Annotated in this window: 14 protein-coding genes; 7 read left to right on the top strand and 7 right to left on the bottom strand. The window is 70.4% G+C overall.

Annotated features, from left to right (window positions below; translation table 11 throughout):
- The first annotated feature begins 48 nt into the window (after nucleotides 1–48).
- On the top strand, nucleotides 49–1971 hold the full coding sequence (pknB, locus tag OG413_RS21670) for a Stk1 family PASTA domain-containing Ser/Thr kinase (RefSeq protein ID WP_266807910.1): 1923 nt from the start codon (nucleotides 49–51) through the stop codon (nucleotides 1969–1971).
- Between the two features lie 6 nt (nucleotides 1972–1977).
- Entirely contained in the window at nucleotides 1978–2841 is an 864-nt protein-coding gene (locus OG413_RS21665; protein ID WP_266807908.1) for a deoxyribonuclease IV, read from the top strand.
- Nucleotides 2842–2926: 85 nt separating this feature from the next.
- Here the strand turns inward: OG413_RS21665 and OG413_RS21660 are convergent, their stop codons facing one another.
- Nucleotides 2927–3559, bottom strand: a complete 633-nt coding sequence (locus tag OG413_RS21660) for a sulfite oxidase-like oxidoreductase (RefSeq protein ID WP_266807906.1) — start codon at nucleotides 3557–3559, stop codon at nucleotides 2927–2929.
- 154 nt (nucleotides 3560–3713) lie between these two features.
- On the opposite strand from OG413_RS21660, the gene bfr reads away from it, so the two are divergent.
- Nucleotides 3714–4193: a bacterioferritin gene (gene bfr / locus OG413_RS21655; protein ID WP_007451289.1), complete on the top strand. Its 480-nt coding sequence runs from the start codon at nucleotides 3714–3716 to the stop codon at nucleotides 4191–4193.
- A 68-nt stretch (nucleotides 4194–4261) separates the two neighbouring features.
- Here the strand turns inward: bfr and OG413_RS21650 are convergent, their stop codons facing one another.
- Nucleotides 4262–4558 carry a bacterioferritin-associated ferredoxin gene (locus OG413_RS21650; RefSeq protein WP_266810285.1) on the bottom strand — a complete coding sequence of 99 codons (297 nt, stop codon included), beginning with the start codon at nucleotides 4556–4558 and terminating at the stop codon, nucleotides 4262–4264.
- Between the two features lie 164 nt (nucleotides 4559–4722).
- Nucleotides 4723–6069 carry a class II 3-deoxy-7-phosphoheptulonate synthase gene (locus OG413_RS21645; protein ID WP_266810284.1) on the bottom strand — a complete coding sequence of 449 codons (1347 nt, stop codon included), beginning with the start codon at nucleotides 6067–6069 and terminating at the stop codon, nucleotides 4723–4725.
- Nucleotides 6070–6172: 103 nt separating this feature from the next.
- Between OG413_RS21645 and OG413_RS47135 the strand changes: the two genes are divergently transcribed.
- Nucleotides 6173–6241: a trp operon leader peptide gene (locus OG413_RS47135; RefSeq protein ID WP_351863589.1), complete on the top strand. Its 69-nt coding sequence runs from the start codon at nucleotides 6173–6175 to the stop codon at nucleotides 6239–6241.
- Between the two features lie 96 nt (nucleotides 6242–6337).
- On the top strand, nucleotides 6338–8224 hold the full coding sequence (locus tag OG413_RS21640) for an anthranilate synthase family protein (RefSeq protein WP_266807904.1): 1887 nt from the start codon (nucleotides 6338–6340) through the stop codon (nucleotides 8222–8224).
- Between the two features lie 75 nt (nucleotides 8225–8299).
- On the opposite strand, the gene OG413_RS21635 is transcribed toward OG413_RS21640, so the two are convergent.
- The 4 genes from OG413_RS21635 to OG413_RS21620 all read right to left on the bottom strand — a co-directional run bounded on the left by OG413_RS21635 (nucleotide 8300) and on the right by OG413_RS21620 (nucleotide 12122).
- On the bottom strand, nucleotides 8300–9304 hold the full coding sequence (locus OG413_RS21635; RefSeq protein ID WP_266807902.1) for a 2-hydroxyacid dehydrogenase: 1005 nt from the start codon (nucleotides 9302–9304) through the stop codon (nucleotides 8300–8302).
- Between the two features lie 115 nt (nucleotides 9305–9419).
- Entirely contained in the window at nucleotides 9420–10112 is a 693-nt protein-coding gene (locus tag OG413_RS21630) for a response regulator transcription factor (RefSeq protein ID WP_266807900.1), read from the bottom strand.
- Complete coding sequence (locus tag OG413_RS21625; RefSeq protein WP_266807898.1) at nucleotides 10109–11335, bottom strand: MacS family sensor histidine kinase; 1227 nt, start codon at nucleotides 11333–11335, stop codon at nucleotides 10109–10111. The genes OG413_RS21630 and OG413_RS21625 overlap by 4 nt, the downstream gene beginning before the upstream one ends.
- Before the next feature lie 31 nt (nucleotides 11336–11366).
- Complete coding sequence (locus OG413_RS21620) at nucleotides 11367–12122, bottom strand: 1-acyl-sn-glycerol-3-phosphate acyltransferase (RefSeq protein WP_266810283.1); 756 nt, start codon at nucleotides 12120–12122, stop codon at nucleotides 11367–11369.
- Between the two features lie 222 nt (nucleotides 12123–12344).
- On the opposite strand from OG413_RS21620, the gene OG413_RS21615 reads away from it, so the two are divergent.
- Nucleotides 12345–13124 (top strand): carboxylesterase, encoded by a 780-nt coding sequence (locus OG413_RS21615; protein ID WP_266807896.1) that lies wholly within the window; start codon nucleotides 12345–12347, stop codon nucleotides 13122–13124.
- The gene (locus OG413_RS21610) at nucleotides 13117–13806 is read left to right on the top strand and encodes a hypothetical protein (RefSeq protein WP_266807894.1); all 690 of its coding nucleotides are present in this window, start codon (nucleotides 13117–13119) and stop codon (nucleotides 13804–13806) included. The genes OG413_RS21615 and OG413_RS21610 overlap by 8 nt, the downstream gene beginning before the upstream one ends.
- Nucleotides 13807–13821: the final 15 nt, after the last annotated feature.

Below are 13821 nucleotides of genomic sequence, written 5' to 3'. Positions count from 1 at the left end.
CCGCCCCGGCCCGTCCGTCCTGTCCGTGGCGGCTCGTAGACTCATCGGGTGGATACGACCCTCCAGGACCCGCTCGTCGGGCAGCTGCTCGACGGCCGGTATCGCGTCGAGGCGCGCATCGCCGTCGGCGGCATGGCCACGGTCTACCGGGCCGTGGACACCCGCCTCGACCGGGTGCTCGCCCTCAAGGTGATGCACCCGGCGCTCGCGACCGACGCCTCGTTCGTCGAGCGCTTCATCCGCGAGGCCAAGTCGGTGGCCCGGCTCGCGCACCCCAATGTCGTCGCGGTCTTCGACCAGGGCGCCCAGGGCGCGTACGTCTATCTCGCGATGGAGTACGTCGCGGGGTGCACGCTGCGCGACGTACTGCGCGAGCGCGGAGCCCTGCAGCCACGGGCCGCGCTGGACATCCTGGAGCCGGTGCTGGCCGCGCTCGGCGCCGCGCACCGGGCGGGCTTCGTGCACCGCGACATGAAGCCGGAGAACGTCCTGATCGGGGACGACGGCCGGGTCAAGGTCGCCGACTTCGGTCTCGTACGGGCCGTGGGCACCGTCACCGACACCACCGGTTCGCTCCTGGGCACCGTGTCGTATCTCGCCCCGGAGCAGATCGAGCACGGCACGGCCGACACCCGTGCCGATGTGTACGCCTGCGGTGTCGTGCTGTACGAGATGCTCACCGGCGCCAAGCCGCACACCGGCGACACCGCGGCCCAGGTCATCTACCGGCATCTCAACGAGGACGTCCCGGCCCCGTCGGCCGTCGTCCCCGGGCTCCCCGTCGCGCTGGACGGCCTGGTGGCGAGCGCGACCGCCCGCAACGCCGAGGTCCGCCCGCACGACGCGGTCGTGCTGCTCGCCGAGGCCCGGGAGGCCCGCGCCGGGCTCACCGACGAGCAGCTGGACGCCGTACCGCCGCAGGCGCTGACAACGGCCCACGACGCCGGCGAGGACCGTACGAGCGTGATCCCGCGGACCCTGCCAGTGGACCAGGGCACCGCCCACCACACGAGCCGGCTGGAGATGCCGCCGCCCGCACCCCCTGGGCCGGACCGGCCGCGGCGGCGGGGACCGTTCGGCGGCCCGCACCGGTTGCTGTTCGCGGCGCTCACCGCGCTGGTGCTGGTCCTGGGGGTCGGCGCGGGCGTCTGGTACATCAACTCCGGGCAGTTCACCCGCGTCCCCTCCCTCCTGGGCCAGTCCCAGAAGACCGCCGAGCAGCGGCTCTCGGACGCCGGCCTGGATCTGAAGGGCGTCGAGAAGGCGTACAGCGACACGGTGAAGCGCGGCGCTGTGATCGACAGCGACCCCGCGTCGGGCGAGCGCATACGGGGCAACGGCTCGGTGAAGCTGGTCGTCTCGCGCGGCCCGGAGATCGTGAAGGTGCCCGACGCCGAGGGGCTCGGCCTCGGTGACGCCCGGCGCGCCCTGACGAAGGTGGGCCTGGTCCCCGGGATGGTGACCAGGGAGTTCAGCGAGGACGTCGCGCGGGGCGAGGTGATCCGTACGGACCCCGAGGCCGGTACCGAGCGCCACCCCGACTCGGCCGTCGCGCTGGTCGTCAGCAAGGGCAGCCCGGTGGACGTCCCCGATGTCAGGGGGCTCTCGGTCGAGGACGCCACCGCCGAGCTGGACGGGGAGGGGCTGAAGGCGGAGGTGCTGCCCGACCGGGTCAACTCCCCCGAGGTCGCGGGCGACATCGCCCACCAGACGCCGGGCGAGGGCGCGCAGGCCGCGGAGGGTGACACGGTCCAGCTCACGGTCTCCAAGGGCCCACGGATGCTGGACGTCCCCGACGTCACCGGCAAGGACGTCGAGAAGGCCAGGAGCACACTGGAAGAGGCGGGCTTCGAGGTCGAGGTCGACCGTCCGTTCCTCTCCTTCAGCGACACCGTCGACAGCCAGTCGGTCGACGGCGGCGAGAAGGCCGCCGAGGGCTCCACGATCACCATCAGGACCAAGGGACTCTAGATCCACATGCGCAACCCAGTAGGCGGTCACGTTCCGGTGGCCGGTGGCCTCGCCAAGGTCGGTCTCGACTACGCGCGCGAGCTGGCCGCGGAGACCGTTCAGGTCTTCGTCGCCAATCCGCGCGGATGGGCGACGCCCAGCGGCAATCCGGCGCAGGACGAGCTGTTCCGCTCCGAATGCGCGGCCGCGTCGATCCCGGCATACGTCCACGCCCCGTATCTGATCAACTTCGGCTCGCACACCGAGGCCACCGTCGAGAGGTCGGTGGAATCACTGCGCCACTCGCTGCGCCGGGCCAGGGAGATCGGCGCGCTCGGAGTCGTGGTGCACACCGGTTCGGCCACCGGCGGACGGCCCCGCGCCGAGGCCCTTGCCCAGGTGCGTACACATATGAGGCCGCTGCTGGACGAGCTGACCCATGACGACGATCCGGATCTGCTGCTGGAGTCGACCGCGGGCCAGGGCTCCTCGCTCTGCTCGCGGACCTGGGACTTCGGGCCGTACTTCGAGGCGCTGGACTCCCACCCCAAGCTGGGCGTCTGTCTCGACACCTGCCACATCTACGCGGCGGGACACGATCTGGCCGGTCCGGCGGGTATGCGGCAGACCCTCGATCTTCTGGTGGACACGGTCGGCGAGGGCCGGCTGAAGCTGATCCACGCCAATGACTCCAAGGACGTCGTGGGCGCCCACAAGGACCGTCACGAGAACATCGGCGCGGGTCATATCGGTGCCGAGCCCTTCCGGGAGCTGTTCTCGCACCCGGCGACCGACGGGGTCCCGCTGATCATCGAGACACCGGGCGGGACGGCGGGACACGTCGCGGACGTGGCACGGCTGAAGGAGCTGCGAGCCTCCGCCACCGCTTGAGGACCACCCCACGGACCGGGGGCCCCGTACCGGAATTACCGGGGCCACGGACCGGGACTGCCGGCCACGGACCGGGACTGCCGGGTCAGAGCTCGGGGCCGTCCCCGGGCTCCTCCTGGTAGGAGTAGCGCTGCTCGCTCCAGGGGTCACCGATGTTGTGGTAGCCGCGCTCCTCCCAGAATCCGCGCCGGTCGGCCGTCATGTACTCGACGCCCCGGACCCACTTCGGGCCCTTCCAGGCGTACAGATGCGGAACGACCAGGCGCAGCGGGAAGCCGTGCTCGGCGGTGAGAAGCTCGCCGTCCTTGTGAGTGGCGAAGAGCGTACGGTCCGAGGCGAAGTCGGAGAGCCGCATATTCGAGGAGAAGCCGTACTCCGCCCAGACCATCACATGGGTGACATCGGCCGCGGGCGGCGCGAGTTCGAGGACGTTCCTGGCGAGCACCCCGCCCCATTCGGCGCCGAGCATGCTGAATTTCGTCACGCAGTGCAGATCGGAGACCACCGAGGAGAACGGCAGGGCGGAGAAGTCCTGGTGGTTCCAGCAGTGCTTGTCACCGTCCGCCGTGGCCCCGAAGACCCGGAACTCCCAGCGGTCGGGCTTGAATTTCGGAACGGGCCCGTAGTGGGTAACCGGCCAACCGCGCTGCAGTCGCTGTCCCGGCGGAAGCTCGGACTGCTCTGATTCGCGGTATTCCCGGCTTTCCGGCTGACCCATGGCTCCATGGTGACAGACGGCCAAGGGTGGTCATGACCAGGGCGAAGGCGATTCGGGCAACTCGTACTAAGCATGTACTTACTGGACGGCCGGGAGGTGCGGTGCGAGGATGCGCGCAACTTGCCCCGTTCACCGGTTGGAAGGAGCCTCTGCCATGCAGGGCGACCCCGAGGTCCTCGAGTTCCTGAACGAACAGCTGACCGCCGAATTGACTGCCATCAATCAGTACTTCCTGCACGCAAAGATGCAGGACAACTTCGGCTGGACCAAGCTCGCCAAGTACACCCGGGCCGAGTCCTTCGACGAGATGAAGCATGCCGAGATCCTGACCGACCGGATCCTGTTCCTCGACGGACTGCCCAACTACCAGCGGCTCTTCCATGTCCGGGTGGGGCAGACGGTCACCGAGATGTTCCAGGCGGACCGCCAGGTCGAGGTGGAGGCGATCGACCGGCTCAAGCGGGGCATCGAGGTGATGCGCGGCAAGGGCGACATCACGTCCGCAAACATCTTTGAGTCCATCCTGGAGGACGAAGAGCATCACATCGACTATCTCGACACCCAGCTGGAGCTGGTCGAGAAGCTCGGCGAGCCGCTCTACATCGCCCAGCTCATCGAGCAGCCGGAGAGCTGACCTGCGGGAACGGTTCTCCCGTACGAACGGGAACGGTTCCCCCGTACGAAGCGGCCGGAACAACCAGGTCAGGCGGCGTCGGACAGCCGGATGTCCGGCAGCGCGGTCATGGCCACGGGCCCGGCGACGACCGAGCCGGCGGCCGGGCTGATGGCCGGGCTGATGGCCGGTTCCTGACGCTGGTCGAGCAGCTCACGGCGCGGGCAATCGCCACGCCCGAGAAGGGCCTGGATCCTGCGGACGCAGCCGCCGCAGTCCGTACCGGCCTTGCAGGCGGAGGCTATCTGGCGGGGCGTGCACGCTCCGGCGTCCGCATGCTGCTTGACCTGCTGTTCCGTAACGCCGAAACACGAGCAGACGTACATGCGGTTCACCTCCCGACGGGATCGGTCGCTGGCGCCGTCCCGATCTATTCGGTGAGGCTAACCTAACCTTACCCGTCCCTCAAGGCGGGTAAAAGCCCCGGAACGCACTGTGGGGCACGGATCACATCGATCCGTGCCCCACAGGTGCGACCGTGCGGTGGTCCCTACTGGTCGCGGTACATCTCGGCGACGAGGAACGCCAGGTCGAGGGACTGGCTGCGGTTCAGGCGCGGGTCGCAGGCCGTCTCGTACCGCTGGTGCAGGTCGTCCACGAAGATCTCGTGGCCGCCTCCGACGCACTCGGTGACATCGTCACCGGTCAGCTCGACGTGGATGCCGCCCGGGTGCGTGCCGAGGCCCTTGTGCACCTCGAAGAAGCCCTTGACCTCGTCCAGGACGTCATCGAAGCGGCGCGTCTTGTGGCCGGAGGCGGCCTCGAAGGTGTTGCCGTGCATCGGGTCGGTCACCCACACCACGGTGGCGCCGGAGGCGGTGACCTTCTCGACCAGCTCGGGGAGCTTGTCGCGGACCTTGTCGGCGCCCATGCGGACGATGAAGGTCAGCCGCCCGGGCTCGCGCTCGGGGTCCAGCCGCTCGATGTAGCCGAGCGCCTCGTCGACGGTGGTCGTCGGGCCGAGCTTGACGCCGATGGGGTTGCGGATCTTCGAGGCGAACTCGATGTGCGCGCCGTCCATCTGGCGGGTGCGCTCACCGATCCAGACCATGTGGCCGGAGGTGTCGTACAGCTCCCCGGTACGCGAGTCGGTGCGGGTCAGCGCCGACTCGTAGTCCAGCAGCAGGCCCTCGTGCGAGGAGTAGAACTCGACCGCCTTGAATTCGGCCGGGTCCGTGCCGCACGCCTTCATGAAGTTCAGCGCGTTGTCGATCTCACGGGCCAGGGCCTCGTAGCGCTGGCCGGAGGGCGAGGACTTCACGAAGTCCTGGTTCCAGGCGTGCACCTGGCGCAGGTCCGCGTAGCCGCCCGTGGTGAAGGCGCGGACCAGGTTCAGCGTGGAAGCGGATGCGTGGTACATCTGCTTCAGCCGGTCCGGGTTCGGGATCCGGGCTTCCTCGGTGAAGGCGAAGCCGTTGACGGAGTCGCCGCGGTAGGTCGGCAGCGTCACGCCGTCGCGGGTCTCGGTCGGCTTGGAGCGCGGCTTGGAGTACTGGCCGGCGATCCGGCCCACCTTCACCACGGGCACGGAGGCCGCGTACGTGAGGACGGCACTCATCTGGAGCAGCGTCTTCAGCTTGGCCCGGATGTGGTCGGCGGACACGGCGTCGAAGGCCTCGGCGCAGTCGCCGCCCTGCAGCAGGAACGCCTCGCCCTTGGCGACGGCTCCCAGTCGGGCGCGCAGCTGGTCGCACTCGCCCGCGAAGACGAGCGGCGGATACGACGCGAGGTCCGCGAGTGCATCGCGCAGGGCCTCGGAGTCGGGGTACTCGGGCTGCTGCGCCGCGGGAAGGTCTCGCCAGGTGTGGCCACCGGCGACGGAGGTATTGGCGTTCACGGTCACGCGGACAACATTACGGGGTCGCGGAGTGCGCCCATTCGCCCGCTCAATAGTTGAGACACGCGCTCCGGTGCCCCGGACGTCCGCTAGGGTTCGGAGCATGTTCGCGCAGCAGACCCGGATCTCGATTCAGAACTGGTGGTGGACCGCTCATCCGGCGGCCCGCTGACTCGACGCGCGTACAGACTTCGCGAAGGCCGCCCGAGGGCGGCCTTCTCCGTTTTCCGGGGCCGTTCCTCCCACCTCCATCCGGAAGGAACACCCCATGTCCGACCGTGTCACCGACCTCGTCCGACGACTGCTCCAGGACGACTGCCCGCCGTTCGCGCTGCTGCGCCGGCGCACCCCCGGCCATGACCACGATCTCGTCGAGCTGCTGATCGGCGAGGTGCGGGAGGCGGACCGGCTGGCCGACCTGCCGGTGGGTGCGTCACCCTCACTGGCCCTGGTGCCGTTCCGGCAGATCGCCGAGCGAGGCTTCGACGTCCGCGACGACGGGACCCCGCTGTCCGTGCTGGTCGCGGACGAGACGTACGAGCTGCCGCTGGACGAGGTCCTGGCGCGGCTGCCCGCCCATGAGGTGCGGGTCGACAACGGTGCCTTCGACGTCCCGGACGAGGAGTACGCGGGGATCGTCCGGCGGGTCATCGAGGACGAGATCGGGCAGGGCGAGGGCGCGAACTTCGTGATCCGGCGGACCTTCCGCGGCGAGATCCCCGGATTCGGGCGGGCGGACGCGCTGGCGCTGTTCCGGCGGCTGCTGGCCGGTGAGCGGGGCGCGTACTGGACGTTCGTCGTGCACACCGGGGACAGGACACTGGTCGGGGCCAGCCCCGAGGTGCATGTGCGGATGTCCGGCGGGACGGTCGTGATGAACCCGATCAGCGGCACCTACCGCTACCCGGCCGAAGGCCCCACCGCCGAGAGCCTGCTGGCCTTCCTCGCGGACCGCAAGGAGACCGAGGAGCTCTCCATGGTGGTCGACGAGGAACTGAAGATGATGTGCACCGTCGGCGACATGGGCGGGGTGGTGATCGGCCCCCGGCTCAAGGAGATGGCCCACCTCGCGCACACCGAGTACGAGCTGCGCGGCAAGTCCTCCCTCGATGTGCGCGAGGTGCTGCGGGAGACCATGTTCGCGGCGACCGTCACCGGTTCCCCCGTGCAGAACGCCTGCCGGGTCATCGAGCGGTACGAGCCCGGCGGCCGCGGCTACTACGCGGGCGCGCTGGCCCTGCTGCACCGGGATGCGAACGGGTCGCAGACCCTGGACTCGCCGATCCTGATCAGGACCGCCGACATCTCCGCCGACGGGCAGCTGAAGGTGCCGGTCGGCGCGACACTCGTGCGCCACTCGGATCCGGCGAGCGAGGTCGCCGAGACCCATGCGAAGGCGGCCGGGGTGCTGACGGCGCTGGGTGTGCGGCCGGGGCGGCCGGATGCGGAGGCGACCCGTCCGCAGCTGGCGTCCGATCCGCGGGTGCAGGCGGCGCTGGACGACCGGCGCGGTGGGCTCGCACCGTTCTGGCTGCGGATGCAGGAGCGTACGCGGGAGCTGACCGGCCATGCGCTGGTGGTGGACGGCGAGGACACGTTCACCGCGATGCTGGCCCATCTGCTGCGCGCCTCGGGGCTGGAGGTGTCGGTGCGCCGGTACGACGAGCCGGGGCTGCGGGAGGTCGTGCGGGCGCACCGCGGTCCCGTCGTGCTGGGTCCCGGCCCCGGGAATCCGGGCGAACTCACGGACCCGAAGATGCGGCTGCTGCGTGAGTTCGCGGCCGAGCTGGTGCGCGACCACCGGCACGGGCTGCTGGGGGTCTGTCTGGGACATGAGCTGATCGCGGCCGAGCTGGGGATGGAGGTCGTGCGCAAGACCGTGCCCTACCAGGGGGCGCAGACCCGGATCGAGCTGTTCGGCCGGCCGGAGACGGTCGGCTTCTACAACAGCTTCACCGCGCGCTGCGACGGGGCGAGCGCCGCCGAACTCGCCGCGCACGGCATCGAGGTGAGCCGGGACGAGGCCACCGGTGAGCTGCACGCGCTGCGCGGTGAGGGTTTCGCGTCGGTGCAGTTCCACCCGGAGTCGGTACTGACGATCCGGGGGGCCGCGATCGTGACCGAGCTGCTGGCGGGGCTGCCGGTCCTCAGCTGAGGCCGGAAGGCCCGCCCGGCCGCTTCGGCCCGCGCGGCAGGAAGACCCGCCCGGCGCCGGAGGGTCCCGGGGCCGTCAGCTCTTCGGGGGCGCCGGGACCAGGACGTTGTCGCTGGTGCGGCGGGCCAGGTAGTCGGCGACGTTCTGCACGGTGGCGTCGATGATCTGGCCCACGGCGTCCTCGGTGTAGTACGCCTGGTGCGAGGTCACGATGACGTTCGGGAAGGTGACCAGCCGGGCCAGGGTGTCGTCGTCGACGCCCTCCAGGGACTTGTCCAGGAAGAAGAGCCCGGCCTCCGCCTCGTACACGTCCAGACCGACGCCCAGGAAGCGGCCCGCGCGCAGCTCGCCGACCAGGGCGGTGGTGTCGATGAGGCCGCCCCGGCTGGAGTTGATCAGGATCGCGTCGTCCTTCATCGCGGTCAGGGCGGCCTGGTCGATGAGGTGATGGGTGGAAGGGAGCAGCGGTACGTGGAGGCTGATCAGGTCGGCCTCGGCGAACAGCTGCTCCTTCTCGACGTACCGCATGCCCAGTTCGGTGCAGGCCGGGTTCTCGGCGACGTCCCAGCCCAGCAGCTTCATGCCGAAGCCGTGGGCGATCCGGGTGAACGCCTCACCGATCTTGCCGGTGCCGACCACGCCGACGGTGCGCCCGCGCATGTCCCGGCCGAGGAGGCCGTCGAGGCGGAAGTCGAAGTCCCGGGTGCGGCTGGCGGCGCGGATGATGCGCCGGTTGACCGCCATGGCGAGGGTCCAGGCGAATTCGGCGACGGAGTACGGGGAGTAGTACGAGACCCGGGCGACGCGCAGGGCGAGGCGCTCGGCGACGTCCAGGTCGATGTTGTTGAAGCCGGTGGAGCGCTGGGCGATCATCTGGGTGCCGCCCGCGGCGAGGGTCTGGAGGACCTTGCTGCCGAGGTCGGCGTTGACGCTGGTGGAGATGACCTCGTAGCCCGCCGCGATGGGGGCGGTGTCCCGGTTCAGGAAGACGTCCAGGCAACGGACCTCGTACTGTCCGGCGAAGGCCTTCTCGATCAGGGGCTTCTCGTCGGACTGCACGCCGAATGCCAGGATTTCCACAGTCGCTCCCGCTCTGTACGCGTTCCAGGGTGATGGGCCGGATATCGCGAATATACGGCCCCTCACCCCGCCCTGCCGCTCGCCCCCGTGGGGGGGGCCGATGCGGCCCGCCGGGTCACACGTCGTCGAGGCCGCGCTCGATGGCGTACCGCACGAGCTCCACCCGGTTGTGCAGCTGGAGCTTGCCGAGGGTGTTCTGGACGTGGTTCTGCACGGTGCGGTGCGAGATGACCAGCCGCTCGGCGATCTGCTTGTACGAGAGTCCCTTGGCCACCAGCCGCAGCACCTCGGTCTCGCGCTCGGTGAGCTGCGGCGCCTTCGGTTCGTCGGACGCGGCGGGGGCCGGGTCGGACGCCAGTCTGCGGTACTCACCGAGGACGAGCCCGGCGAGACCGGGGGTGAAGACCGGGTCGCCGACGGCGGTGGAGCGGACGGCGTCGGTCAGCTCCTGGGTGCTGGCGGACTTCAGCAGATAGCCGGTGGCGCCGGACTTCACCGCCTCCAGGACATCGGCGTGCTCACCGCTCGCGGAGAGCACCAGGACGCGCAGCCCGGGGTGGGAGCCGACCAGCTCCTTGCAGACCTGGACACCGGGCATCCCCGGCAGGTTCAGGTCCAGGACGAGGACGTCGGGGTTCGCGGCCCTGGCGCGGCGCACGGCCTGCGGGCCGTCCCCGGCGGTCGCCACGACGTCGAATCCGGACTCGGCGAGGTCGCGGGCGACCGCGTCGCGCCACATCGGGTGGTCGTCGACCACCATCACCTTGATGGGCCGCTCGGCTCCACCCGGCTCGTTCTGTGTACTCATCCGGCTGATTCTGCCTTCCCCCGGGAAACCTTCGGAACCTTCAACTCGACCTCGGTGCCCTGCCCCGGCACCGAGATCAGCTCTGCCGTGCCGCCCAGATCGCGCAGCCGGCCGCGGATGGACAGGGCGACCCCGAGCCGCCCCTCGCCCTCCGCCTGGGCCAGGCGCCCCGCCGGGATACCGGGGCCGTCGTCCCGGACCGTGACGATCACCTCGTCCGGCTCGTCCTCGACCAGGATCCACGCCTGCGCGTCCTGACCCGCGTGCACCCGGACATTGTCCAGGGCGGCGCTGACAGCGGCGGCCAGCTCCCGCGCGGCCTCGGGCGGCAGCAGCACCGGAGCGCCCGGCTCCGCGAAACTGGTCCGGGAACCCGCGTGCGGGGCGAGCAGCGCGCGCAGGTCGCACACGCCCGCCGGGCCGGACCGCTCGTCGTCGACCTCGACGGTACGGACGACGGCGCCCTCTGCGGCGTCCTCGGAGACCCGGGACGTGGGCACCAGGCCGCTGGAGACGAGGGTGCGCAGGGCGATCTCCTGCTCCCCGGCCATCCGGCCGAGCTCGGCCGCCTCGCCGCCGATCGCCGAGCCCCGGCGCTGCACCATCGCGAGGACCTGGAGCACGCTGTCGTGGATGTCGCGGGCCAGCCGCTCCCGCTCACGGGTGGCGGCCTCGATCTCCAGGGCGCGGGCCAGGGTGCGTTCACTGGCGCGGGCGACCTCGACGACGTACCCGATGGCGATCGAGGCGACCCAGACCAGCAGGACGTTGTGGAAGGTGTCCCGGCTGGGCTCGCCGCGCTCGATGATGTTGGCGACGGCGACGAAGGTGGAGGCGAAGGCCGCCCAGCGCCAGCCGCCCTTGATCGCGAAGGCCAGCACGGAACCGGCGGTCCAGATCGACGGCAGGGTCGGGCCGTCGATGTGCTGGGCGTCGAAGTCGGCGAGCGGGGTGAGCAGGATCCCGGCGAGGGCGACGACGAGATCCGCGCCCAGGAAGCGCTTCGTACAGCTCGCCGCGCCCGCGACCTTGGGAAGCGTGACGAGTGTCCACAGGACCATGACCGCCAGGAAGGCGACGGCGACCCAGGGCCGTTCGTACTTGTCCCGGCCGAAGACCGCGAGCAGCACGGCGTAGATCATCGTCAGGACGCGGTACGCGGTCAGCGCCCGCCACAGCGGCTGCTCGACCGACATCCGTACGACCCGCTCGCGCTTGGCCATCAACCCACCCCCCGGACGGACAACGACGCGATTACGCGCCGGACCGTTCCGTTCCCTCGTCGTCCGCCCCGGGTCCCTGCTTCTGCGCGCGCTTCTCGGCCTCGGCCCGTCGTTTGGCCTCGTCGGCGATCTGGCGCTTGGCGGCGGTGGCGTAGATGTCCACGTACTCCTGGCCGGAGAGCTTCATGATCTCGTACATGACCTCGTCGGTCACCGAGCGCAGGATGAAGCGGTCTCCGTCCATGCCCTGGTAGCGGCTGAAGTCGAGCGGCTTGCCGATCCGGATGCCGGGGCGCATCAGCTTGGGCATCACCTGGCCGGGGGGCTGGATCTTCTCCGTGTCGATCATCGCGACCGGGATGACGGGCGCTCCGGTGGCCAGGGCCACCCGCGCGAGACCGCCGGGCTTGCCCCGGTAGAGCCGGCCGTCGGGCGACCGGGTGCCCTCCGGGTAGATGCCGAAGAGGCCGCCGCTCTCGATGACCTGGATGCCTGCCTTGATGGCCGCCTCACCGGCGCCCCTGGCACCGGAGCGGTCGACCGGGAGCTGCCCGACGCCCTTGAAGAAGGCGGCGGTGAGCTTGCCCTTCACGCCGGGCGCGGTGAAGTATTCGGCCTTCGCGATGAAGGTGACCTTGCGGTCCAGGACGGCCGGCAGGAAGAACGAGTCGGAGAACGACAGATGGTTGCTCGCGAGGATCGCCGGCCCCTGCTCGGGGATGTTCTCCAGGCCCTCCACCCACGGCCTGAAAGCGAGCTTCAGAGACCCGCCGATGGAGAACTTCATTGCGCCGTAGATCAACTCGGGTGCCTCCTGTATGCGGTCGGTCAGACCTTAGCCTGTGAGGTCACCCGCCCTCCCGCCCGGCACGGGGCGGTACTTCCGGCCGGTGGCGGTGGTGCGGGAGGTGACGACCCTGGTCGGTGTCAGCCCGGTCGCGTACGGTGAAGTAATCCTTCTCGCACTCCCCCTTGCACGCCCGCCCAGCCTCACGAACAGGAGACCTTGGTGCCGGTCCTCCCTGGAGCCGAGCCGTTCCGCCACGAGGGCGGAGAGGTCGGCGTCCTCCTCTGTCATGGATTCACCGGATCGCCGCAGTCACTGCGCCCCTGGGCCGACTATCTGGCCGAGCGCGGACTGACCGTCTCACTGCCGTTGCTGCCCGGCCACGGCACCCGCTGGGAGGACATGGCGGTCACCGGCTGGCAGGACTGGTACGCGGAGGTGGACCGGGAGCTGCGGGCCCTGCGTGAGCGGTGCGGCCAGGTCTTCGTCTTCGGCCTCTCCATGGGCGGCGCGCTGACGCTGCGGCTCGCGGCGAAGCACGGGGACGCGATCAGCGGTCTGGTGCTCGTCAATCCGGCGAACAAGGTGCACGGCCTGTCCGCGTACGCCCTGCCTGTCGCCCGTCATCTGGTGCGGACGACGAAGGGTCTGGCCAGCGACATCGCGCTGGAGGGCAGCGCGGAGGTCGGCTACGACCGGGTGCCGCTGCACGCGGCCCATTCGGTACGGAAGTTCTTCCGGCTGGTCGATGCCGAGCTGCCCCAGGTGACCCAGCCGATCGTGCTGCTGCACAGTCCGCAGGACCATGTGGTGCCGCCCGCCGACTCGGCCCGGATCCTCAGCCGGGTGTCCTCCACGGATGTCGAGGAGATCCTGCTGGAACAGAGCTACCACGTCGCGACGTTGGACCACGACGCGGAGCGGATCTTCGATGAGAGCTACCGGTTCATCGGCCGTCTCGCACCCAGCGTCGGGAAGAAGGGGAGCACGTCCGGTGGCTGAGCAGGACGCGGAACGCACAGGCAGCGAAGAGGAGCGTGAGCCGCGCCCCACGGAGAGCGCGGCCGTCCCCGGGGGCGCCGAGGCGCCCGAGGGGGCACGGAGCGGCGGGCCGGTCGACGAGGACGCGGCGTGGGAGGCGATCGTCGCGGGGTACGGCGAGGAGCCGCCGGACCCGCCGGGCGCCAAGCCGTTCAAGTCCATCGAGGACCTGGCCCTGTTGGAGGACGACCAGCTCAATGTCCTGGGGCCGGACGCGGGTCCCTCGGACGCGGCGGACAAGGGGTCGGGGAAGAGGCCCCCGAAGCCGCCGGAGAAGCAGGCGCTCGGCAGCTCGGTCGTCTTCGCCCCCGGCGTCGGCGGTCCCCGTGACTACGAGACGGCGGAGCCCAAGGACGGTGACATCGACGACCCGGACGACGGCGAGGAGGGCCACTTCGTGCCCCCGGAGCCGCCGCCGCTGCCGGAGGCCGACGTCACGGCGAAGTTCGCGTGGCTCGCGGTCGTCGGCGGCCCGGTCCTGATGCTCCTCGCGGTGCTGCTGCGGTGGGAGATGACGTGGTGGCTCACCACGCTCTGCATCGGCGGTTTCCTGGGCGGCTTCGCGACGCTGGTGGCCCGGATGCCCCATGACGACGACGATGCCGACGGGCACGGCGATCCGGGGCGCGGCGCGGTGGTGTGAGCCGGCGGGCGGTGC

Origin of the sequence: Streptomyces sp. NBC_01433, from assembly GCF_026340105.1 — a bacterium.
In the GTDB taxonomy this organism is placed as follows: Bacteria; Actinomycetota; Actinomycetes; order Streptomycetales; family Streptomycetaceae; genus Streptomyces.
Note: the sequence above shows the minus strand (reverse complement) of the source record. Positions and strands in the feature narration are given on the sequence as shown.